This window comes from Streptomyces olivochromogenes (assembly GCF_001514115.1).
Lineage (GTDB): Bacteria > Actinomycetota > Actinomycetes > Streptomycetales > Streptomycetaceae > Streptomyces > Streptomyces olivochromogenes.
The window spans coordinates 67,706-91,021 of record NZ_KQ948463.1; the positions used below are offsets into that span (position 1 = coordinate 67,706).

Consider the following 23,316-nt stretch of genomic DNA (forward strand, 5'->3'; position numbering starts at 1 on the left):
ATGCCCTCCAAGGAAGGTGCGACACGGCCGCTCAGGCCGCCTACGATCCGTTCGTGGTCCTCTTCCAGCTGGAACGCGTGTCCCCTTCTTCCGTCGAAGAGAGCTGGCGTCGGCTCACCGACTGGCCCCGGCATGCGGCCGTCGTCCCGCTGACCCGGGTCACCGTGCGCACCCCGCCGCCGACCGGCGAGGGCACGGTGTTCGTCGCGCGGTCGGGGGTGGGTCCGTTGGTCTTCGACGATCCGATGGAGGTCGTCATCTGGCGGCCACCCCAGGACGGGGGCGCGGGAAGGTGCCGGCTGGTCAAGCGCGGCACGTTCGTCACGGGGTGGGCCGAGATCGAGGTCCGTCCGGTGGCGGGCGGGGGCTCGCGGGTGCTCTGGCGGGAGGACCTGGACGTACGGTGGCTGCCGCGGTTCTTCGACCGGCCCCTGGGGTGGGCGGGGCGGTGGATGTTCGGGCGAGCGGTGGGAGGGCTGCTGCGGCCGGAATCCTGACGCTCCGTGCGCGCGGCGGGTCGCGCACCTATGTGTGAAACGGGAGAATTGTAGTCTTTACATCATGAATACACGGCTGGCTCTGCTCAGCGCGGTGGACCCTGGTGTCACGGAGAGTGAGATCTTCCGGCTGGCGCTCCAGCACGCGGTGGGGGAGCTGGGTGCCCTGGGGGGAATGATCCATCTGCGGGGCCCCATGTCCGCGCTGCGCCTGGTGTCGACGACCGGCCTTCCCGCGGTCCTCACCCGGCCCTGGGAGATCATCGACCAGGAAGGCCCGCTGGCCCCGGCCCGGGCCCTGCACCAGGGCCGGGGTGTGTGGATCGCGCCGGGATCCGGCGAACAGCCCGGATCCGGTGCGGTCTCATGGCCCGGGACCGGGCTGGCGGCCGTGCCGGTGTTCAGCGGTGACCGCGGTATCGGCGCGCTCACCGTGGTGATGGGCGGCCAGGGGGAGCCGACCGTCGAGCAGTGGGGTTTCCTCCAGGCCGTGATCGCCTGGACCGAGGAGCGCATGCAGCAGGCACCGCCGCCCGCTCGGCCGCCCCGGGAGGAACTGAGCGGTGACCGGCTGCGGCAGGCTCTGGAGGAGGTCCGGGTCGGCTCGTGGGACTGGAACGTCGAGACCGGCCAGCTGGTCTGGGACGAGGCCGCCCTTGAGCTCTACGGCACCAGGCCGACCGAGTTCACCGGCAGGATCGAGAACTGGATGAGGATCGTCCACCCCGACGACCTGGCGCCGACCCTGGGGGCGGCGCAAAAGGCGCTCCGGGACCGTACCGTGTTCGAGGCCGAGTACCGGGTGCGCCGCCTGGACGGCACCTACGGATGGACCCAGGCCCGCGCCCGGGCGACCTACAACGCTCAGGGCGAGCCCGTACGGATGATCGGCGTCGGATGGGAGAGCAACGAGTCCCGCTCCGCCCGCGACGCGCTCAGCCGCGCTCTTCGCCACATGAGCGACGGCTTCCTCGCCGTGGACGACCGGTGGCGGATCACCTTCCTGAACCTGGCGGCCGAGCGCATGCTGGGCTCCTCCGAGGAGGAGCTGTTCGGCCGCGTCCTTTGGGAGCTTCCCTCCGTCCGGCAGGTCCCCGATCTGGAGAAGCGCTGCCGGGAGGCCGCCGCCGCGCAGCAGCCCGCCGGCTTCGACATGGACACTCCGGACACCGGGCGCCGCCTCCACCTGCGGCTGGTCCCGGGACCCGACGGCCTCACCCTCTACTTCACCGACGTGACCGAGATCCGGCGGCACGAGGACGAACGGTCCGCCGCCGAGCAGGCCGCCGCCGAGCGCGCCGCCCGGATCGCCGAGCTGACCGCGTCCCTCGCCAAGGCGACGACCTCCCGGGACGTGGTGGACGCCGTCGCACGGCGCGTGCTGCCGCCGTTCGGCGCCACCGGCCTCGTGGTGCAGGCCATCGAGGACGACCGGGCGTACAACGTCGGGGCCGTCGGCTATTCGCCCGCCTTCCTCGACACGATCGACGGCCGTGCGCGGGTGGCCCGCGACCCGGTCTGGGACCCGATCCTGAGCGGCGAGCCGCTGTTCCTCTCCTCGCGCGCCGAGTACGTGGCCCGCTACCCCGAACTCGCCGCCCGGCCGCCCCAGGCGGGCAAACAGGCCTGGGCGTTCATGCCGCTGACCGCGTCCGGGCACACGTTCGGGGTGTGCGTGGTCTCCTTCGACCGGCCGCGCCGTCTCAGCGACGAGGAGCGCACCCTGCTGACCACGATCAGCGCCCTCGTCGCACAGGCCCTGGAACGGGCCCGGCTCTACGACGCCGAGCACACCCGTTCCCAGGAACTCCAGCGCAGTCTGCTCCCCAGCGGCCTGCCCGAACTGCCCGCGTGCACCGCTGCCGCCCGCTATCTCCCCGCCGGACAGGGCATGGACGTCGGCGGCGACTGGTACGACATCATCCCTCTCTCCGGCGGTCGGGTCGCCCTGGTCGTCGGTGACGTGATGGGCCACGGGCTGCCCGAGGCGGCCACCATGGGGCGGCTGCGCACGGCGGTGCACACCCTGGCCGACCTCGAACTTCCCCCCGACGAGATCATGAGCCACCTCAACGACATCGTCGGCGGCATGGCGGAGGAGTCCTACGCCACCTGCCTGTACGCGCTCTACGACTCCACCACCCAGATCTGCTCCGTCGCCCGCGCCGGACACCCCCCGCCCGCCGTGGTCCACCCCGACGGCAGTGTGCACTTCCCCGGCCCCGCCCCCGATCCGCCGCTCGGCGCGGCGGAGCCGCCCTTCGAGACCTTCGAGATGGCGGTGCCGGACGGGAGTCTGCTCGTCCTCTACACCGACGGCCTGGTCGAGTCGGCCACCCGCGAGATCGACGACGGCATGGCCGAACTCGCCCGGCTGCTGCGGGCCGCGCACGAGGGCCCCGGTGACGTGGCCGCCGACCTGGAGCGCCTCTGCGACACCGTCACCGCGGGACTGCTCCCCGCCGAGCACTCCACCGCCGACGACGCGGCCCTCCTCATCGCCCGCCTCCACGCACTGACCGCCGACAACATGGCTTCCTGGCTGCTCCCCGAGGACCCGCGAGCGGCCGGGCAGGCCCGCCGCCACATCCGCGAGCAGCTCCACACCTGGGATCTGGACGACCTGACGCCGACGACGGAACTCCTCGCCAGCGAGCTGGTCGGCAACGTCGTGCGCCATGCGAAGGGCCCCGTGCGGCTGCGCCTCCTGCACGGCCCCGAGCTGGTCTGCGAGGTCTTCGACGGGAGTCTGACCATGCCGCGCATCCGCCGGGCGTCGGAGACCGACGAAGGCGGACGCGGACTCCAACTCGTCACCGCGCTCTCCCGGCGCTGGGGCACCCGCTACACGGCGACCGGAAAGTGCATCTGGACCGAGCAGCCACTGTTCGGCCCGGAGAGCCCGACCGGCCTGCCCACCGACGTCCTGGACCTCCCGTTCCTGGACACCGAGGAGTTCGCCCGCGACCTCGACGCGCTCACCTCCGGGGACCAGGAACTGCCGGGCCCGGCCCCCCAGTAGCCGACCGGCGGCCGCATCACCCCCGCACTCCCCCGACACCGAACCGGCTCAGGCCACCGACCCGATCCGCCGCGCCGGGACCGACGTCGCGTCGTGGTGGATCGGCGTGTGTGCCCCCGTGAGCGACACCCCGCTCCCCCCGCGCCGGTTGGCCACGATCTCCGAGGCGATGGACAGGGCCGTCTCCTCCGGAGTGCGGGCGCCCAGGTCGAGGCCGATGGGGGACCTGAGGCGCGCCAACTCCAGCTCGGTGACGCCGACTTCGCGCAGACGGTCGTTGCGGTCCAGGTGCGTGCGCCGGGAGCCCATCGCGCCGACGTACGCGACCGGAAGCCGCAGCGCGAGGCGCAGCAGCGGTACGTCGAACTTGGCGTCGTGGGTGAGGACGCACAGGACGGTCCGGGCGTCCACCTCCGTGCGCTCCAGGTACCTGTGGGGCCACTCGACGACGATCTCGTCGGCGTCGGGGAAGCGGGTGGCGGTCGCGAAGACCGGGCGGGCGTCGCACACCGTGACGCGGTAGCCGAGGAACTTGCCCATGCGGACCAGCGCCGACGCGAAGTCGATCGCGCCGAACACGATCATGCGCGGGGGCGGCACGGACGACTCGACGAGAACCGTGAGCGGCGCTCCGCAACGAGAGCCCTGCTCTCCGATCTCCAGGGTGCCGGTGCGGCCCGCGTCCAGGAAGGCGCCCGCCTCGCCGACCACCGTGCGGTCCAGCTCGGGATGGGCGCCGAAGCCGCCCTCGTACGAGCCGTCGGGACGGACGAGCAGCGCCCGGCCCCGCAGTTCGGCGGGACCGCCGACGATCCGCGCGACCGCGGCTGCCTCCCCCCTCGCGGCGGCGGCCAGCGCGGAGCCGAGCACCGGCCGGGCGGGGTCGCCCGCCCGGACCGGCGTGACGAGGATGTCGATGATGCCGCCGCAGGTCAGACCGACGGCGAAGGCGTCCTCGTCGCTGTATCCGAAGCGGTCAAGGACACTCTCGCCGTCCTCGAGCGCCTGCCGGCACAGTTCGTAGACCGCGCCCTCCACGCACCCGCCGGAGACCGAGCCGATCGCCGTGCCGTCGGAGTCGACGGCGAGTGCGGCGCCGGGCCGGCGGGGCGCGCTGCCGCTGACGGCCACCACGGTGGCCACGGCGAAGTCGCGTCCCTGCTCGACCCACCGGTGCAGCTCTTCGGCGATGTCCAGCATGTCTCGGTCTCCTTAACAGGGGTGCGTGGAGGGTCGTCGGCCGGAAGGGGCGTGTCAGTGCACGCCCATCCAGCTCTCGATCGGGTTCAGGGCGAAGAAGACGAGGAAGATCGCCGCCAGGCCCCACATGAACGCCCCGATCTCCCGGGCCTTGCCCTGGGCGATCTTGATGGCGACGTACGACAGCACTCCGGCCGCGACGCCCGCGGTGATGGAGTACGTGAACGGCATGACGACGACGGTCAGGAAGACCGGGATCGCGGTGGCGCGGTCGGCCCAGTCCACATGGCGGGCGTTCATCATCATCATGGCGCCGATGACGACCAGTGCCGCCGCCGCGACCTCGCCGGGGACGATCGCCGTCAGCGGGGTGAAGAAGAGGCAGGCCGCGAAGAACAGGCCCGTGACGACGGAGGACAGGCCCGTACGGGCGCCCTCGCCGACCCCGGTCGCGGACTCGACGAAGACCGTCTGGCCCGACGCGCCCGCGACCCCGCCGACCGCCCCGCCCGCGCCGTCGATGAACAGCGCCTTGGACAGGCCCGGCATCCGGCCCTGCGCGTCGGCGAGCCCCGCCTCCGTGCCGACGCCGATGATGGTGGCCATCGCGTCGAAGAACCCGGCGAGGACGAGCGTGAAGACGATCATGCCGACCGTCATCACTCCGACGTCGCCCCAGCCGCCGAACTCGACCTTGCCGAAGAGCGAGAAGTCCGGCATCGAGACGGCGCTGCCGTGCAGTTCGGGGGCGCCGCTCGCCCACTGCTTGGGGGCGATGACGCCGAGGGCGTTGAGGACCACCGCGAGTACGGTGCCGCCGACGATGCCGATCAGGATCGCGCCGGGGATGCCGCGCGCCTGGAGCATGAAGATGGCGAGCAGCGTGGCGGCGAAGAGCAGGACCGGCCAGCCGGCGAGTTCACCGGCCGGGCCGAGGGTGACCGGGGTGGACTTCCCCTGGTGCACGAAACCGGCCTTGTAGAAGCCGATCAGCGCGACGAACAGGCCGATGCCCATGGTGATGGCATGCTTCAGCGCCAGCGGGATCGCGTTCATGATCATCTCGCGCAGGCCGGTGACGACCAGGAGCATGATGACCACTCCGTAGATCACACACATGCCCATGGCCTGCGGCCAGGTCATCTGCGGGGCGACCTGCGAGGAGAGCACTCCTGAGACGGAGAGTCCGGCGGCGAGGGCCAGGGGCACCTTGCCGAAGAAGCCCATCAGGAGGGTGCTGAAAGCCGCCGCGAACGCGGTCGCGGTGATCAGCGCGTTCTGGCCGAGTGTGTGACCCGCCGCGTCCTTGCCGGACAGGATCAGGGGGTTGAGCAGGAGGATGTACGCCATCGCCATGAAGGTGGTGACGCCGCCGCGCACCTCACGCGCGACCGTGGATCCCCGCTGGGATATGTGGAAGTAACGGTCGAGCCAGGACCGCCCGGCCGGGACGCGGGTACCCGCACCCGCGTCGTCGGCGACGGTCCTGGGCTCCACTGACTGCTGGGTCATGGTGCCATCTCCCAAGGTTCACAGGGGCACCCGCGTCAGCAACCACGGTGGTTGCTGCGGGATTTGGGATGTGCACGACCCGGGGGACGGCCCGAGACGAACAGAGGGTGTTACTTGCCGGTCAGGTGCTCGGGGCGTACCGGCGTCCTGTTGAGCTCCAGACCCGTCGCGTTCCGGATCGCCGCGAGGACGGCCGGGGTGGACGACAGGGTCGGGGCCTCGCCGATGCCACGGAGCCCGTACGGGGCGTGGTCGTCGGCGAGTTCGAGCACGTCGACCGGGATGGTCGGCGTGTCGAGAATCGTGGGGATCAGATAGTCCGTGAAGGAGGGGTTCTTCACCTTCGCGGTCTTGGGGTCGACGATGATCTCCTCCATGACCGCGATGCCCAGACCCTGGGTGGTGCCACCCTGGATCTGGCCGAGGACGGACAGCGGGTTGAGGGCCTTGCCGACGTCCTGGGCGCAGGCCAGCTCGATGACCTTGACCAGCCCGAGTTCGGTGTCGACCTCGACGACCGCGCGGTGCGCGGCGAACGTGTACTGGACGTGGCCGAAGCCCTGTCCGGTGCGGAGGTCGAAGGCCTCGGTCGGGCGGTGCCGCCACTCGGCCTCGATCTCGACGGACTCGTCGCCGAGCACGTCCACCAGGTCGGCCAGGACCTCGCCGCCGTCGGTGACGACCTTGCCGCCCTCCAGGAGCAGCTCCGCGGTCGCCCAAGCGGGGTGGTACGTACCGAACTTGCGGCGGCCCAGCTCCAGGACCTTCTCGCGGACGAGCTCGCAGGAGTTCTTGACGGCGCCACCGGTGACGTACGTCTGCCGGGACGCGGACGTCGAACCGGCGCTGCCCACCTGGGTGTCGGCCGGCTGGATGGTCACCTGGGCGACGCCCAGCTCGGTGCGGGCGATCTGCGCGTGGACGGTGACACCGCCCTGGCCGACCTCGGCCATCGCGGTGTGCACGGTCGCGACCGGCTCGCCGCCGACGACCTCCATGCGGACCTTGGCCGTCGAGTAGTCGTCGAAGCCTTCGGAGAAGCCGACGTTCTTGATGCCGACCGCGTAGCCGACACCGCGTACGACGCCCTCGCCGTGCGTGGTGTTGGAGAGGCCGCCCGGCAGCTGCCGTACGTCGGCGGCCTCGCCGGCGGTGAGCCACTGCTGCTCCGGCGGCATGGGCATCGCCTTGACGCGGCGCAGGAGTTCGGCGACCGGGGCCGGCGAGTCGACGACCTGCCCGGTCGGCATGACGGTCCCCTGCTCCATCGCGTTGAGCTGACGGAAGGCCACCCGGTCCATGCCCACCTTGTCGGCGAGCTTGTCCATCTGGGCCTCGTAGGCGAAGCAGGCCTGGACCGCGCCGAAGCCGCGCATGGCGCCGCAGGGCGGGTTGTTGGTGTAGAGGGCGATGGCCTCGATGTCGACGTCGTCGACGACGTACGGGCCCGCGCCCAGCGAGGAGGCGTTGCCGACGACCGCGGGGGAGGCGGAGGCGTAGGCGCCGCCGTCCAGGACGATCCGGGCCTTCAGGTGGGTGAGCTTGCCGTCCTTGGTCGCCCCGTGCTCGTAGTAGAGCTTCGCGGGGTGGCGGTGGACGTGCCCGAAGAAGGACTCGAAACGGTTGTAGACGATCTTGACGGGCTTGCCGGTGCGCAGGGCGAGCAGGCAGGCGTGGATCTGCATCGACAGGTCCTCGCGTCCGCCGAACGCGCCGCCGACGCCCGAGAGCGTCATCCGGACCTTGTCCTCGGGCAGGCCGAGGACGGGTGCGATCTGGCGCAGGTCGGAGTGCAGCCACTGGGTGGCGATGTAGAGGTCGACGCCACCGTCCTCGGCGGGCACGGCGAGACCGGACTCGGGGCCCAGGAACGCCTGGTCCTGCATGCCGAAGGTGTACTCGCCCTTGACGACGAAGTCGGCCTTCTTGGCGGCCTCTTCGACGTTGCCGCGGACGATCGGCTGGCGGTGCACGATGTTCGGGTGCGGGACGTGGCCGATGTGATGGTCGTCGCGGCCCTCGTGGATCAGGATCGCGTCCGGCGCGGTCGCGGACGCCTCGTCCGTGATGACCGGCAGCTCGCGGTACTCCACCTTGATCTTGGCGGCGGCGCGGCGGGCGGTCTCCGGGTGGTCGGCGGCGACGATCGCGACCGGCTCACCGTGGTGGCGGACCTTGCCGTGCGCGAGGACCGGGGTGTCCTGGATCTCCAGGCCGTAGTTCTTCACCTCGGTCGGCAGGTCGTCGTACGTCATGACGGCGTAGACGCCGGGCGTCGCGAGGGCCTCGCCGGTGTCGATGGAGACGATCTCGGCGTGGGCGACCGTGGAGCGCAGGATCTGGCCCCAGAGCATGTCCTCGTGCCACATGTCGGACGAGTACGCGAACTCGCCGGTGACCTTGAGGATGCCGTCCGGGCGGAGCGTCGACTCGCCGATGCCGCCCCTGGTCCTGGAGCCCTGCGTGAGGTTGGTGGGTGTACCCGTGGTTCCCATGGTCAGACCGCCTCGGACTGCCGGGCGGCCGCGAGGCGGACCGCGTCCATGATCTTCTCGTAGCCGGTGCACCGGCACAGGTTGCCGGAGAGCGCCTCGCGGATGTCCGCGTCGGTCGGCGTGGGGTTGCGCTCCAGCATCTCGTCGGCGGCGACCAGCAGACCCGGGGTGCAGAAGCCGCACTGGACGGCGCCGGCGTCGATGAACGCCTGCTGGATGGGCGAGAGTTCTCCGCCCTCGCCGGTGTGGGAGTCCTGGGGCTTCGACTCCCAGCGCCTGGCCTCGTCCAGCGAGGTGCCGCAGGAGCCGGTCGCGCAACCGCCGTGCTCCGCGCGCTGCTTGGCGAACTCCGCGAGGCCCTCGACCGTGACGACCTCGCGGCCCTCGACCTGGCCGGCCGCGACCAGACACGAACACACCGGCACACCGTCGAGGCGGACCGTGCAGGAACCGCACTCGCCCTGCTCGCAGGCGTTCTTGGAGCCGGGCAGGCCCAGGCGCTCGCGCAGCACGTACAGCAGGGACTCGCCCTCCCACACGTCGTCGGCTTCCTGCGGACGGCCGTTGACCGTGAAATTGACGCGCATTACGCGACTCCCTCCGTGTGAGCGGCGGTGCCGCGGTACGACTCCCAGGTCCAGGTCAGGGTGCGGCGGGCCATGATGCCGACCGCGTGGCGGCGGTAGCTCGCGGTGCCCCGGACGTCGTCGATCGGGTTGCAGGCGGCGGAGCAGAGGTCCGCGAACTGCTTGGCGACCGACGGGGTGATGATCTTGCCGTTGTCCCAGAAGCCGCCCTCGTCGAGCGCGGCGTTCAGGAACTCCTCGGCGGCCTTGGCGCGGACCGGCGTGGGCGCGGCGGAGCCGATGCCGGTGCGGACCGTCCGCGTCTCGGGGTGCAGGGCCAGGCCGAAGGCGCAGACCGCGATCACCATGGCGTTGCGGGTGCCGACCTTGGAGTACTGCTGGGGGCCGTCGGCCTTCTTGATGTGGACGGCGCGGATCAGCTCGTCGGGCGCGAGCGCGTTGCGCTTCACGCCGGTGTAGAACGCGTCGATCGGGATCAGCCGCGTGCCCCGTACGGACTCGGCCTCGACCTCGGCGCCGGCCGCGAGGAGGGCGGGGTGGGCGTCGCCGGCCGGGGAGGCGGTGCCGAGGTTGCCGCCGACACCGCCGCGGTTGCGGATCTGGGGAGAGGCCACGGTGTGGGAGGCCAGGGCCAGGCCGGGAAGCTCGCCGCGGAGGTTCTCCATGATCCGGGTGTACGGGACGGAGGCGCCCAGGCGCACGCTCTCCTCGCCGACCTCCCACTCGCTCAGCTCGCCGACGCGGTTCAGGTCGAGGAGGTACTCGGGCCGGCGGTGATCGAAGTTGATCTCGACCATCACATCGGTGCCACCCGCAATCGGCACAGCGGTGGGGTGCTCGGCCTTCGCGGCGAGCGCCTCCTCCCAGCTGGCGGGGCGAAGGAAGTCCATGAGTGGCTCTCTTCTTCGTATCGTGGGTCGTTCTGATCAAGCCAGATCGTGTGCGGCGGCCCGGGCTCGTTCATGAGTTGTTCACGTGGAGTGAGGTCAGTACACCGCGCTGTCGTCCACCGGGGTCAGTCACCGAAACCATGAAGGAGTTGGCTGGCCAGGGCGGTCATCTTGTAGATTCGTATGAACGGAGGTCATCAGTAACCTCCTCGTTTTCCTAATGGAAACGACAGGAAACATCCAGCACACGCTGGGACCAGGGAGTACGGCTCGCGGATCCGCTCGCCCATTGCTCACCTTCAGATCCATCGTAGATTTCGAGACAAGAACGGCGGCGACGAGAATGCGGCTGCGCGCACTGCTGGACACCGACGCGCTGGGCCTGCGGCTGCTCGGCGGCGAGGACGAGCTGGACCGCACCGTACGCGGTGTGATGACCACGGACCTCAAGGACCCCAGCCGCTACCTCTCCGGCGGCGAACTGGTCCTCACCGGCCTGGCCTGGCGGCACGGCGCCGCGGACTCCGAGCCCTTCGTACGGATCCTGGCGGCCGCCGGGGTCGCGGCCCTCGCCGCCGGTGAGGCGGAGCTCGGCGACGTCCCGGAGGACCTCGTCCTGGCCTGCGTGCGGCACCGGCTGCCGCTGTTCGCCGTGCACGAGTCGGTGGCGTTCGCGACGATCACCGAGCATGTCGTACGACAGGTCTCGGGCGAGCGCGCCGGGGACCTCGCGGCCGTGGTGGACCGGCACCGGCGGATGATGACGTCCGGCCCGGCGGGCGGCGGCCCCGACGTGGTCCTCGACCTGCTCGGCACCGACCTGGACCTGCGGGCCTGGGTGCTCTCCCCCACCGGCCGCCCCATCGCCGGTTCGAAGCTCGCCGGGGCCGCGCTGCCCGCCGACGTGTCCGCGAAGCTGGCCGCGGAACACCTCGCGGCGGCGCGCACCGGGCGACGCGGACCACACCGGGCGCTCGTGGGCACGACGACCTACTCCCTCTTCCCGATCCGCTCCTCCGGGCGCTCCGCGGCCGCCTCCCGCGATGTGCGCGAGACCGTGCTCTCCGACTGGCTGCTCGCGGTCGAGGCGGACGCCGGGGACTGGCCCGCGGAGCGGCTCGACCTGCTCCAGGGCGTCACCCAGCTGATCGCGGTCGAGCGGGACCGGCGGGACGCGGCGCGCACGGTACGGCGCCGGCTCGCGCAGGAGGTCCTCGAACTGGTGCAGACGGGGGCTGCCCCCGCGGAGATCGCGGCCCGGCTGCGCGTCGCCGCGCCGGTGCTGCTGCCCGGGCTCGGCGCCGCACCGCACTGGCAGGTGGTGGTGGCCCGCGTCGAGTGGGAAGAAGTGGGGGGCGGGCCCGCAGGGCCCTCGGTCGAGGGTGGTGGCGGGAGACGGGCGGGCGGGATCGAGGGCGGGCCGGTCACCCAGTCGCTCCTGGAGGAGATCCTCGTCGACCCGCTGACCAGCGGCCCCGAGCACTCCGACCGGATCGCCGTCGCCCATACGGGTGAGGAGGCGATCGCGCTCGTACCTCTCCCGGCGGTCTCCGCGGAACACGACGGCTCCGAGTCGGGCATCCTCGCGGACACCCTCCTGGAGGCCGTACGCGACCCGCTGTCGGCCGGCCTGAACGACGACGGGCGGCTCACGCTCGGCGTCAGCGCCGCCGTGCACTCGGCCGAGGGGCTGCGCGGCGCCCTGGAGGAGGCCCGGCACGCGCGCCGGGTCGCCGCCGCCCGCCCCGGCCGGGTCTGCGCGGCCGGACACCAGGAGCTGGCCTCGCACGTCCTCCTGCTGCCCTTCGTGCCGGACGACGTACGCCGCGCCTTCACCGCGCGCCTGCTCGACCCGCTCCGGGACTACGACCGCCGCCACCGCGCCGAACTCATCCCCACCCTGGAGGCGTTCCTCGACTGCGACGGCTCCTGGACGCGCTGCGCCACGCGGCTCCACCTGCACGTCAACACACTGCGCTACCGGGTGGGCCGCATCGAGCAGTTGACGGGCCGGGACCTCTCCCGCCTCGAGGACAAGCTCGACTTCTTCCTCGCGTTGCGCATGAGCTGAGGTCACGGGTCCGTGCGGCGCGTGTCAGCAAGTGCCGCACCAGTCCCACGACTTTGTGAAATCCTTCACCCACCCCCTTGGCCGGGTACCGCGATCCGTGCTGAGATGCCACCACTCAACAGCTCAATGGCGTGCTCGGGGAGGGCAACGTGGCGCATACCGCCATGTCTGGTTCCGGAACGAACGCAGGGGACGATCCACTCCAGACCGCGGTATGGCGGCTGCGCTCGCGCGCCTGCTGGGTCGACGCGGCCGCACTGCTCCAGCCCGGGACGGCGGGTCCCGCACTGCAGAGAGCCTCGCTCCTCGTCGAGCGGTGCCTGTACACCGAGCAGGGCTGGGCCGAGGCGGAGGACGCGCTGCGGACGGCGGAGGCGGTGGCCCAGAGCGACGACGAACGCGGGGCGGCGGCCTGTGAGCGCGGCCAGCTCGCGTACGCGGCCACACTGCTCGGGGTGCGCGACCGGGCGGACGAGGCGCGGGCCGCGCTCGGGCGGGCCGCCGCGCTGATCGCCCCGGGGGCGCCGGGGCGGGCGCTGCTGGACTTCCGGCGCGGGCTGCTCGCCGAGAACCTCGCGCAGTCGCCGCAGGCCGCGCGGGCCGCGTACCGGCGTGCCCACGCGGGCGCTGTCGCCCAGGGCGACCCGCTCCTGCTCTCCTTCACCTGGCGGCACCTCGCCGGACTCGCCCTGCGGGAAGGGGAGTTGGCGGAGGCCCGGCACGGGTTCGGTGAATCCCTGCGGATTCGGGAGGAGTTGGGGTACTTGGTGGGCACGGCTCCGGCATTGGCCTCGCTCGCGGATGCCGAGACCGAGCCGGAGGCGACTCGATTGCGGGCGGAGGCGGGACGGTTGTTCCGGTTGCTCGGGGGTGTGCCGACGTGGCTGGCGCGGCAATTGACCCCGCCCGCCGCGACCGCTTGAGGTTGTGCGGAGGGAGCGGGTGAATCGTGGCTGGTCGCGCCCGCGCGGCGGAGCCGCATGTGTCACGGCCCCGCGTTCGCCGGACCGGGTCAGCTGCTCTGGACGTGCGCCAAGAGGTTGCGGGCGAAGTTCCCCACCGCGGTGCGCAGTTCGGGGTCGTGGGCGACGTAGACCACGACCCCGACGATGATGATCAGGACCAGGAGGCCGCGCAGGCCGCCGCCCCGGGCGCCGGTGTGCGGCACGGGGCGGTGCGTGTGGGGTGCGCCGGTGTGACGGGCGTGGGCCCGGGCCATGTCGTGCGCCGCACGGTGGTGGCGTACGTGGTTCTGGTGGATCTGCTGGGCCTGCTGCGCTTGCTGCATCGCCTGCCAGGACGGGTCGGGCATCGTCTTCTCCCCCGGTGTGCTGCTGGTACCGGGGGACACGCGTGCGGGGCCGTCCGGGTTCCCGGCGACGCGTCCTGTTGCCCGGCGTCCACGGAGCCGTGACGTCCGTCAGGGGAAGGGCACGTACCGGACCTAGCTGTCGGCGAAGTGCTCTCGTACGAGGGACTGGACGGCCGGGAGGTCCTGGGCGGTCAGGGCGTCCAAAAGGGCGAGGTGCTCGGCGGCGTCGGCCATGAGGTCCGCGCGGCCGCGCGGGACGGGGCCGCCCACGAGGGGCCACTGGGCGCGGCGGTGCAGGTCGTCGGCGATCTGCACGAGCTGGTCGTTGCCGGCGAGGGCGAGGATCGCGTGGTGGAAGGCGCGGTCGCACTCGGCGTAGGTGGCACGGCACCCCGCGGACGCGGCGCGCGCCGCCGCCTCGGCGAGCGGGCGCAGTTCGGCCCAGCGCGCGGCGGGCACCGTGCGGGCGAGGCGCAGCACCACCGGGACTTCGAGGAGGGCGCGGATCTCGGCGAGTTCGGCCAGCTCGCGCGTCCCGCGCCGGACGACCCGGAAACCCCGGTTCGGTACGACCTCGACGGCGCCTTCGAGGGCGAGCTGCTGCATCGCCTCGCGTACGGGTGTGGCGGACACCCCGAAGCGTTCGCCGAGCACGGGCGCCGAGTACACCTGGCCGGGGGCGAGCTCGCCCGCGACGAGGGCGCTGCGCAGGGCGTCGAGGATCTGCCCGCGGACCGAGGCCCGCTGGACCACGGGGCGCGCGGTCTCCACGGGGCGGCCCGTCTCCACAGGGCGCGCCGTCTCCACGCGGGGGTGCGGGATGGGCGGCTCGCTGTGGGTGTGCTCGCCACGGGCCCCGGAGGCGGACCGGGACTCGTCGGAGGCGACGCCCCGCTCCCGCTCGACGTCCGCCGCCCGCGCCTGTGCGGGCACCCGGACGGACGCCGTACGGATGTCCGGGGCCGCCGACCCGGTGGAACCGCGCGCGCCCAGCGAACCGGCCTGCTCCACGGGGTCCTCCTCCGGGCTTGGTGGTACTTGGGGGTCATTGCGGCGGTTGTTACCCGTCCGTCAAGCACCATAGGCGCACATGGCCCCAGTTCAAACATCCGATATTGAGGGTAAGGTAAGCCTAACCTTTCAACGATCGTGAAGCGGGGTACCCGTATGTCCGCTCCCGCCCTGGCCACAGGCGCCCCGGGCCTCGCCGACGGCCACCCCGCCCGCTCCGCCGTCACGGACGCGTACACCCGGCTGACCGAGGTCTTCCCGGAGCTGAGCGTGCGGGAACTGGGACACGGGGAAGCGGCCCCGCAGGGCGACGGCTGGGTCGGCGCCGCCGGGCTCGCGGCGGGCGGGGCGGACCTCGACACCTTCCTCGCCTGGGACGAGGCGCAGGTCATCAGGGACTACGGGCAGCGGGCGCGCCCGGACGTGGTGGCGAGCTTCGGGCTGCACCGGTACGCCTGGCCGGCCTGTCTGCTGATCACCGTCCCGTGGTTCCTGCTGCGCCGGGTGCCCCGCCTCCCTGTGGAGCGCGTCACATTCCAGCGCACACTCGGCCGGATGGCGGTGCGGGTCGAGGAATTCGCCTGCCTGCCGGGCGACCCGGCGGCCCGGCTGCCCGGTGCCCGGGTCGTCCCGGACGAGGAGGCACTGCGGGCCGAGGTGCGGGCGGCGGCGGCCGAACACCTGGAGCCGGTCCTCGGCGGCTTCGGCCCGCGCATGCGACGCCGCGGCCGGGCCCTGTGGGGCATGGCGACCGACGAGGTCGTCGAGGGCCTCTGGTACGTCGCCGAACTGCTCGGCGAGGAGCGGCGCGCGCGACGCGAGCTCGAGCTGCTGCTGCCGGGGGCGACCCGGCCGTACGTCGGTTCCGCCGCGTTCCGGGAGCTGAGCGGCCCGAACGGGGAGTCCCTGCCCACCCGCGACCGGGCGAGCTGCTGCTTCTTCTACACCCTGAATCCCGAGGACACCTGCGTCAACTGCCCGCGCACCTGCGACACGGACCGCATCGCCAAGTTGACGGCCACCGCGACGGATTGAGCGCCGGCACCGCCGTACGGACGGGCCTCCCGGGTGCTCTAAGATCAACTCCGATAGAGACTCCCGACGGGTGCCCGACAGATGACAGGCACTTCACAACTTCCTCACTTGTCGCAGGAACTTTCCGTAGAACCATCCGTACGGGTAATCTTATTCGCACTCAGCTCCCGTCCCTCGCGCGGCAGTTCGAGCAGAATGTCGCCCTGCGCATCCCCTTGCACTCTCTTGGCGGCCTCTTGCCCCGAAACCCCCTGAGGGTCGACGGGCGTGGGCCAATATGGCGGGCGTTACGCCCTATCCCAATGCAAGGGACCCCAGATGAGATTGACCGACATATCGCTGAACTGGCTGCTTCCGGGCGCCGTTTTGCTCCTGGGACTGCTGGCGGCGGTGGCGGTGCTCGCGCGCAGCAAGCGGTCCGGGGAGAACACGAGCAGCAGCAACGACGACTCGTGGGAGCGCAGCGAGGAGCGTCGCAGGCGTAAGGAAGCCGTCTACGGTACGGCCTCCTATGTGCTGCTCTTCTGCTGTGCCGCGGTCGCCGCGGCGCTCTCCTTCCACGGCCTCGTCGGCTTCGGCCAGCAGAACCTCGGACTCACCGACGGCTGGGAGTACCTCGTCCCGTTCGGTCTGGACGGCGCGGCCATGTTCTGCTCCGTCCTCGCCGTGCGCGAGGCCAGCCACGGTGACGCGGCGCTCGGCTCCCGGATACTCGTGTGGACCTTCGCCGGTGCCGCCGCCTGGTTCAACTGGGTGCACGCTCCGCGGGGTGTGGACCACTCGGGCGCTCCCCAGTTCTTCGCGGGCATGTCCCTGTCGGCCGCCGTGCTGTTCGACCGGGCGCTGAAGCAGACCCGCCGTGCCGCGCTGCGTGAGCAGGGCCTGGTTCCGCGTCCGCTGCCGCAGATCCGTATCGTCCGCTGGCTGCGCGCGCCCCGTGAGACGTACAGCGCCTGGTCGCTGATGCTCCTGGAGAACGTCCGCACGCTGGACGAGGCGGTCGAGGAGGTCCGCGAGGACAAGCGCCAGAAGGAGCAGAACCGCCTGCGTCGGCGGAACGAGGAGCGGGTCGAGCGGGCGCACCTCAAGGCGCTCAGCCGCGGTCACCGGGGCCTGCCCGGCCGTGGTGGCGGCGGCGGTGGCCGGCAGCAGCTGGAGACGACCGTGGAGCGTGCTCCCGCGCAGGCCACCGCGGAGCCTGCCATAGCGCCGGAGCTGCCCGTACGCTCACGGCCCTCCCTTCAGCCCGTCCGCAAGAGTGGTGACCCGATCACCGTCGATCTCACCGCGGAGGACGACACCATGGCCCTGCCGCGACTCGACTCCCTGGAGCGCAAGCTCAAGGACCTGGAGCAGCAGTTCGGCTGAGACACCGGGGTGGTCCGGCCGTTGAACGGCCGGACCCCGGACAGGAATCACGGCGGCGCGGTGACTACACCGCGCCGCCGTCCAGTTCGAACCAGACCGACTTGCCCACGCCGTGGGGGCGTACCCCCCAGGCGTCCGCGAGGGACTGGACCAGGACGAGGCCTCTGCCGTGCGTACCGTCGTCGGCGATCGGTACCCGCAGTCTGGGCCTGCGTCCCACGAAGTCCCGTACCTCCACGTGGAGTCCGCGGGGTCCGACGGTGGCCGTCAGGACCGCGTCGTGGTCGGTGTGGATGAGGGCGTTGGTGACGAGTTCGCTGGTCAGCAACTCGGCTATCTCGGACTTCTCCGGCTTCCCCCAGTGCCGTAAGAGTTCCCTCAGCGCTCTGCGGGCCTCTGGCACCGCCCGCAGATCGGCCCTGGCCAGCCGCCGCCTGAGCTGCGCGGCGGCCGGGTCCCTCGTGCCGTCGGTCGCTTCTTCCTCCACTGCCTGTGCCGAGGAGGCCCCGATGGCCACGGGACCGCCCCCTCGTACCTGCCTCTTCATGACCCCCGCCTGCATGCCGATGTCGGGTTCCCCTCCTGATCGAACATGTTCACGGGAATCCATGCCCCATCGGGGACGCGGCAGTCATGTCGAATGGTCAACCACCAGCCAATCCCGAGCGGAAGCACGGCGTCGCGCCGAGGCGGTGGCTCGTGGGGCGCCTCAGCCCGTACGTCGGGGCTCTGCGGGGCCGGCCCGCGCGACGGCGATCCGCCCCGTGGAAAGCCCTGCTTGCCCTGCTCAACGCCTGTTGAGGCGCACGGCTGGGCCCCGGCGCACGGAGGCGGCGCGCCCGGCGGGACCGCACCACCCGGCGCCTCCCCTCCCGGGCGACGTGTTGACCGCGGGCGCTCGGTCCATCTACCGACACTCGGCTGCGGGTATGGCCGTACTCGACGGGGAGTCGGCACCGCGGTCCCCCACCCGCCGCGACGGCCGGGCCAGGAGACGGTCGGCGGTCAGGGACGCGGCACGTTGCGCAGGTTGGAGCGGGCCATCTGCACCATCCGGCCGACGCCCCCGTCCAGGACCATCTTCGACGCCGACAGGGCGAACCCGGTCACCATCTCCGCGCTGATCTTCGGAGGGATGGACAGGGCGTTGGGGTCGGTGACGATGTCGACGAGGGCGGGGCCCTTGTGCTTGAAGGCGGCCTTCAGGGCGCCGGTGAGGTCCTTGGGCTTCTCGACACGCACGCCGTACGCCCCGCACGCGCGCGCGACGGCCCCGAAGTCGGGATTCTTGTTCGTGGTCCCGTACGAGGGCAGCCCGGCGACCAGCATCTCCAACTCGACCATGCTCAGTGCGGAGTTGTTGAAGAGGACGACCTTCACGGGCAGGTCGTACTGGACGAGGGTGAGGAAGTCGCCCATCAGCATGGCGAACCCGCCGTCTCCGGACATCGAGACGATCTGGCGGCCCCGGTCGGTGAACTGGGCCCCGATCGCCATCGGCAGCGCGTTCGCCATCGAACCGTGCGAGAACGAACCGATGACCCGGCGGCGGCCGTTGGGCGAGATGTAGCGGGCCGCCCACACGTTGCACATCCCGGTGTCGACCGTGAACACCGCGTCCTCGTCGGCGAGTTCGTCGAGGACGGAGGCCACGTACTCGGGGTGGATCGGCACGTGCTTCTCGACCTTGCGCGTGTACGCCTTGACGACACCCTCGAGCGCGTCCGCGTGCTTCTTCAGCATCTTGTCGAGGAAACGGCGGTTTCCCTTGGGCTTCACCCGGGGCGTCAGACAGCGCAGGGTCTCCTTCACATCGCCCCACACCGCCAGATCCAGCTTGGAGCGGCGGCCCAGGCGCTCGGGCCGGACGTCGACCTGGGCGATCTTGACGTCGTCCGGGAGGAAGGCGTTGTACGGGAAGTCGGTGCCGAGCAGGATCAGCAGGTCGCACTCGTGGGTGGCCTCGTAGGCGGCGCCGTAGCCGAGCAGACCGCTCATACCGACGTCGTACGGGTTGTCGTACTGGATCCACTCCTTGCCCCGCAGCGCGTGTCCGACCGGGGACTTGATCTTCTCCGCGAACTCCATGACCTCGGCGTGCGCGCCCGCCGTGCCGCTGCCGCAGAAGAGCGTGATCCTGTCGGCCTCGTCGATCATCGCGACGAGCTTGTCGATCTCGGTGTCTCCGGGGCGGACAGTGGGCCGGGAGGTGACGAGGGCGGTTTCCAGGGTCTTGTCCGGGGCGGGCTCGGAGGCGATGTCGCCGGGGAGGGAGACGACGCTGACGCCCGACTGGCCCACCGCGTGCTGGATGGCGGTCTGCAGCAGCCTCGGCATCTGCTTCGGGTTGGAGATCATCTCGTTGTAGTGACTGCACTCGCGGAAGAGCTGGTCCGGATGGGTCTCCTGGAAGTAGCCGAGGCCGATCTCGCTGGAGGGGATGTGCGAGGCGAGGGCGAGAACCGGGGCCATGGAGCGGTGGGCGTCGTACAGGCCGTTGATGAGGTGCAGGTTGCCGGGGCCGCAGGAGCCGGCGCAGGCGGCGAGCTTGCCGGTGATCTGGGCCTCGGCGCCCGCGGCGAAGGCAGCCGTCTCCTCGTGCCGGACGTGGATCCAGTCGATCGCCGCGTTGCGCCGGATCGCGTCCACCACCGGGTTGAGGCTGTCGCCGACGACGCCGTACAGGCGCTTGACGCCCGCGCGGACGAGGATGTCGACGAACTGCTCGGCGACGTTCTGCTTGGCCATGCTGCACGCACCCCTTTGTGATCCATGGATCCCGCGGGTCCCTTGGTTCGACCTTTGGGTCCATGAATTCACACGGCGCGCCCTTACGCCTCCCAAACGGCCGCGACGGTCCGGTCGTCGGCGTATCCCTTGACCCGTACCTGGGTGTCGGCGAGGAACGCGGCGAGGCCGGGCGGCTCGCCCGCCGACCACCGCGCCGTCAGGTGCTCGCAGAACTGCGGTTCGCCGCGCAGGGGCTCCGCGAGGCCGCCGGTGCACAGCAGCAGCGTGTCACCCGGTCGGGCGACGGAGGCGCGGAAACGGAAGGGTTCGCGGGGCGGTTCGGTGGGGGTACCTCCCTGGTCGAGCGCAGCCGAGAGCTTGGGGGACGGTTCGTACGGGCTCGGGGGCGTGGTGATGCCCAGGTCCATGGTGAGCCGGTCGCCCTCGGGGGTCTCGTGCGGCAGCGATCCGAAGCCGACCACGGCCTCGCCGGTGGTCTCGGCGACCCGCGGCTCGATGTCCTGCCACTCGCCGTCCCGCAGCCGGAACAGACCGCCGGCGCCGACTCCGAAGAAGACGCGTGTACGGCACTCGGGGTCCCCGGTGAGCAGCAGGCAGCGCAGTCCGGCGGTGTACTCCTCGGGTTCTATGCCCTGTTCGGCGGCGCTCGCGCGCAGCTTGCCGAGAGTGCGGTCGGTGAGCCGGTGCAGGCCCGACTTCAGGTCGCCGCGACGGGCCGCCCTTATGTCCTCGGCCAGCCGTGCGTGACTGCGGCCCACGGCACGCCCGATCCAGTGGCACGCCTCGGCCGCCGCCCGGTGCGCGCCGGGGGTCGCCCGGGCGCCGGTCGCCATCGCCACCAGCACCAGCGCGTGCTCGCCCGCTCCGAAGCGGGCGGTGAGCAGGGAGTCGCGGCGGGGCTCGCCCCTGAAGCGCGCGGAGTCGCCGCGCACGGAGGCCGCGCGCAGGGTGCTCGCCCCGTAGCGCGCTCCGTCCAGGACGGTGTCGGCGACCAGGTCGTCGAGGTCGTCCGGATCGGCGGGCGGGAGGGAGGTGGGCTCGGCGTCGTAGGTGGGCGGGCCCGAGCCGAGGTAGTCGACGGGGGGTGGCTGGTGGGGGACGGTGAGGACCGGCTCGGGGAGGGCCTCCACGGGGGCGGCCGCGCCGGGCGGGGCGGGATCCGGCGGCGCGGTGGGGCGCGGCGGCACCGCCGCGCCGGGCGATTCCTCGGACGTACGGTCACGGAGCGACTCGGGGTGGAACCCCGGCGGCGTCGGTCCCGGCGGGAAGATCGCGAGGGTCGGCGGTTCGGCGGGCGGGGGTTCCCAGGGAGGCAGGGGCTCTTCGCCACCCCCCGCGGAGCGCGGATCCACACCACTGCGAGAGAGGCCGGTGGCCTCGCTGCTCCACCAAGGAACGGGCTCCGCATCCACCGACGAGGAGCCGGGATCCTCCCCGCTCGCCGAGGGCCCCGGGTACCCGCTGCTCCACGAAAGGCCCGGGTCCCCGTCACCCCACGCAGAACCCGGGTCCCCGTCACCCCGGGATAAGCCGGAGCCCTCCCCGCTCCCCGGGAGACCAAGGTCCTCCTCGCCCCGAGAAGAAGCCGAGTCTCCGCCACTCCGCGAGGAGGCGCGGCCCCCGCCGCTCCACAAGGGTCCGGAATCCTCCCCGCTCCCCGAGCGGCCGGAGTTCACCCCGCTCCCCGAGGGGCCGGAGTTCACCCCGCTGCCCGAAGGGACGGCGTCCTCGGGCTCCGAGGGGCCTGGGGCCGCGTCCGCGCTCGTCGAGGGGGCCGGGTTCTCGGCCGGCCGTGTCGGGGCGAGGAAGCGGTCCGGTGGGTCGGACCGGGGCTCGCGGTCCCAGCGGGCGAGGCGCCGGCCCAGTGCCTCGCCGCGCGGGGTGGCGCCGCCGCCCCGTTGCTCGGGGACGACGGGAGGCCCGTGCGGCTCGGGTGGCGCGGTCCCCGGTCCCACCGTCCCCGCGGCCGACGCGAAGCGGTCGTCGAGGGAATCGGCCGCGGGCGCGGGCCCCGTGTCCCCGGTGGCGTCGTACAGCTGCCCCCACCAGTCGTCCTCGTGACCGGTAGGCCTCTCCCCCTGCTGACTCATGCCCCTAATTGTCCACCGCGAGAGCCGGATGAAAATGGGGCATCCGGAAAAACCGGCCACGGGACTGGTAGTCGAACGGCATATCGGGTGACGTGTCGAACGGCCGTATGGGCGTGGAGGGTTGATGAAAGGTCGGACGCCGCGTCGAAGTGGACGCCACGTCGAAGCCGCCGGACGATCCCACCCCCCACGGGAGAACCGCCCGGCGGCGCCCTGAGTGTGACCTGCTTCCCTGAGGTTCCCCTGTGACGCGCGCTGCCGCGCTCCCCAAGGCGCCACTCCCAAGATCACTCCGCCCGCGTCCACGCAGGCCGGTCTGACCCAAGCCGGGCATTACGGGCGGCTGTTGCTGCCGCGGTGCCGTGAGCTTGGCAGAGTTACGGGTGCTGCGGCGATGATGTGCCGAGGCGGGTTTGCGCCGTGGCCGATTTCCGCCAGGTCACGGCCGGAACGGGATTTGGGGAGGGCATCGCCGCATGCTGGGAGCGATAGGTCTGGACGAGACGCACGAGTCGGCGTACCGGGCACTGGTGTCCGTGGGCGCCGCCGACGTGCCCGACCTCGCGCGGCGGCTCACGCTCGGCGAGCACGACACCGAGCGCGCCCTGCGCCGACTGGAGCGGCACGGTCTCGCGGCCCAGTCCTCGGGCCGCCCCGGACGCTGGGTCGCGGCGCCGCCCGGCGTCGCCCTCGGCGCACTGCTCACCCAGCAGCGGCACGAGCTGGAGAAGGCGGAACTGGCGGCCGCACTACTCGCCGAGGAGTACCGCGCCCAGGCCACCGAACCCGCCGTGCACGACCTGGTGGAGGTGGTGATCGGAGCGGCGGCGGTCACCCAGCGGTTCCTCCAGCTCCAGCTCGGCGCGGCCACGGAGGTGTGCGCGCTGGTCACCGGGAACCCGATGGTGGTCTCCGGGATGGACAACGACGCGGAGGAACAGGCCGCGGGACGGGGCGTCGGCTACCGCGTGGTGCTCGAACGCGCCGTCCTCGACCAGCCCACCGGCCTCACCGAGCTGTCCGCCGCGCTCAGCCGCGACGAGCAGGTACGGGTCGTGGACAAGGTGCCGACCAAGCTGGTGATCGCCGACCGGACGCTCGCGATGGTGCCCCTCACCTCGCACACCGCGGAGCCCGCCGCCCTCGTCGTGCACGCCAGCGGGCTCCTGGAACTGCTGTCGGGCCTGTTCGAGTCGGTGTGGCGGGACGCGCTGCCGCTGCGCCTCGGCAGCCGGGGTGTCATGGAGCAGGAGCCGGACGGCCCCGACGTCACCGACCTGGAGATCCTCTCCCTGCTGCTGGCCGGGCTGACCGACGCGAGCGTCGCCAAACAGCTCGACCTGGGCCTGAGGACCGTACAGCGCCGGGTGAAGCGGCTGATGGAGCTGGCGGGCGTCACGACCCGGCTCCAGCTGGGCTGGCACGCCTACGAGAGGGGCTGGGTGGCCCGCGACTGACCTGCGCTTTCGCGCTCG

17 protein-coding genes are annotated in these 23,316 nt (G+C 72.0%); 7 read left to right on the plus strand and 10 right to left on the minus strand.

Going from position 1 to position 23,316, the window contains the following annotated elements:
• Positions 1 to 53 precede the first annotated feature (53 nt).
• Entirely contained in the window at positions 54 to 497 is a 444-nt protein-coding gene (locus AQJ27_RS30660) for an SRPBCC family protein (RefSeq protein WP_067375639.1), read from the plus strand.
• Positions 498 to 561: 64 nt separating this feature from the next.
• Entirely contained in the window at positions 562 to 3,519 is a 2,958-nt protein-coding gene (locus tag AQJ27_RS30665; protein ID WP_067375642.1) for a SpoIIE family protein phosphatase, read from the plus strand.
• 48 nt (positions 3,520 to 3,567) lie between these two features.
• On the opposite strand, the gene AQJ27_RS30670 is transcribed toward AQJ27_RS30665, so the two are convergent.
• The 5 genes from AQJ27_RS30670 to AQJ27_RS30690 all read right to left on the minus strand — a co-directional run bounded on the left by AQJ27_RS30670 (position 3,568) and on the right by AQJ27_RS30690 (position 10,203).
• Positions 3,568 to 4,719, minus strand: a complete 1,152-nt coding sequence (locus tag AQJ27_RS30670; protein ID WP_067375644.1) for an XdhC family protein — start codon at positions 4,717 to 4,719, stop codon at positions 3,568 to 3,570.
• Positions 4,720 to 4,773: 54 nt separating this feature from the next.
• Positions 4,774 to 6,231: an NCS2 family permease gene (locus AQJ27_RS30675; protein ID WP_060901053.1), complete on the minus strand. Its 1,458-nt coding sequence runs from the start codon at positions 6,229 to 6,231 to the stop codon at positions 4,774 to 4,776.
• 110 nt (positions 6,232 to 6,341) lie between these two features.
• Positions 6,342 to 8,726 (minus strand): xanthine dehydrogenase family protein molybdopterin-binding subunit, encoded by a 2,385-nt coding sequence (locus AQJ27_RS30680; RefSeq protein WP_067375646.1) that lies wholly within the window; start codon positions 8,724 to 8,726, stop codon positions 6,342 to 6,344.
• Between the two features lie 2 nt (positions 8,727 to 8,728).
• Positions 8,729 to 9,313, minus strand: coding sequence for a (2Fe-2S)-binding protein (locus AQJ27_RS30685; protein WP_067375648.1), 585 nt, complete (start codon positions 9,311 to 9,313; stop codon positions 8,729 to 8,731).
• Positions 9,313 to 10,203: an FAD binding domain-containing protein gene (locus AQJ27_RS30690; RefSeq protein ID WP_067375649.1), complete on the minus strand. Its 891-nt coding sequence runs from the start codon at positions 10,201 to 10,203 to the stop codon at positions 9,313 to 9,315. The genes AQJ27_RS30685 and AQJ27_RS30690 overlap by 1 nt, the downstream gene beginning before the upstream one ends.
• A gap of 343 nt (positions 10,204 to 10,546) precedes the next feature.
• Between AQJ27_RS30690 and AQJ27_RS30695 the strand changes: the two genes are divergently transcribed.
• A complete protein-coding gene (locus AQJ27_RS30695; protein ID WP_067375651.1) occupies positions 10,547 to 12,274 on the plus strand; it encodes a PucR family transcriptional regulator in 1,728 nt (575 codons plus the stop codon).
• Between the two features lie 149 nt (positions 12,275 to 12,423).
• Entirely contained in the window at positions 12,424 to 13,197 is a 774-nt protein-coding gene (locus tag AQJ27_RS30700; protein WP_067375973.1) for a hypothetical protein, read from the plus strand.
• An 89-nt stretch (positions 13,198 to 13,286) separates the two neighbouring features.
• Here AQJ27_RS30700 and AQJ27_RS30705 read toward each other — a convergent pair whose 3' ends face one another.
• Together AQJ27_RS30705 and AQJ27_RS30710 are read right to left on the minus strand one after the other, a co-directional pair.
• Positions 13,287 to 13,586, minus strand: a complete 300-nt coding sequence (locus tag AQJ27_RS30705; protein ID WP_067375654.1) for a hypothetical protein — start codon at positions 13,584 to 13,586, stop codon at positions 13,287 to 13,289.
• Between the two features lie 132 nt (positions 13,587 to 13,718).
• A complete protein-coding gene (locus AQJ27_RS30710; RefSeq protein WP_067375657.1) occupies positions 13,719 to 14,597 on the minus strand; it encodes a GntR family transcriptional regulator in 879 nt (292 codons plus the stop codon).
• Between the two features lie 156 nt (positions 14,598 to 14,753).
• Here AQJ27_RS30710 and AQJ27_RS30715 point away from each other — a divergent pair, with 156 nt between their 5' ends.
• Both AQJ27_RS30715 and AQJ27_RS30720 read left to right on the plus strand, forming a co-directional pair.
• On the plus strand, positions 14,754 to 15,632 hold the full coding sequence (locus AQJ27_RS30715) for a (2Fe-2S)-binding protein (protein ID WP_067375659.1): 879 nt from the start codon (positions 14,754 to 14,756) through the stop codon (positions 15,630 to 15,632).
• Between the two features lie 318 nt (positions 15,633 to 15,950).
• Positions 15,951 to 17,000, plus strand: a complete 1,050-nt coding sequence (locus tag AQJ27_RS30720) for a DUF2637 domain-containing protein (RefSeq protein ID WP_067375661.1) — start codon at positions 15,951 to 15,953, stop codon at positions 16,998 to 17,000.
• 64 nt (positions 17,001 to 17,064) lie between these two features.
• Here AQJ27_RS30720 and AQJ27_RS30725 read toward each other — a convergent pair whose 3' ends face one another.
• The 3 genes from AQJ27_RS30725 to AQJ27_RS58930 all read right to left on the minus strand — a co-directional run bounded on the left by AQJ27_RS30725 (position 17,065) and on the right by AQJ27_RS58930 (position 21,841).
• A complete protein-coding gene (locus tag AQJ27_RS30725) occupies positions 17,065 to 17,547 on the minus strand; it encodes an ATP-binding protein (RefSeq protein ID WP_235613776.1) in 483 nt (160 codons plus the stop codon).
• 458 nt (positions 17,548 to 18,005) lie between these two features.
• A complete protein-coding gene (locus AQJ27_RS30730) occupies positions 18,006 to 19,748 on the minus strand; it encodes a pyruvate dehydrogenase (protein WP_067375663.1) in 1,743 nt (580 codons plus the stop codon).
• Positions 19,749 to 19,831: 83 nt separating this feature from the next.
• Positions 19,832 to 21,841 (minus strand): protein phosphatase 2C domain-containing protein, encoded by a 2,010-nt coding sequence (locus tag AQJ27_RS58930; RefSeq protein WP_235613777.1) that lies wholly within the window; start codon positions 21,839 to 21,841, stop codon positions 19,832 to 19,834.
• Positions 21,842 to 22,317: 476 nt separating this feature from the next.
• On the opposite strand from AQJ27_RS58930, the gene AQJ27_RS30740 reads away from it, so the two are divergent.
• Positions 22,318 to 23,298 carry a TrmB family transcriptional regulator gene (locus AQJ27_RS30740; RefSeq protein WP_067375665.1) on the plus strand — a complete coding sequence of 327 codons (981 nt, stop codon included), beginning with the start codon at positions 22,318 to 22,320 and terminating at the stop codon, positions 23,296 to 23,298.
• Positions 23,299 to 23,316 lie beyond the last annotated feature (18 nt).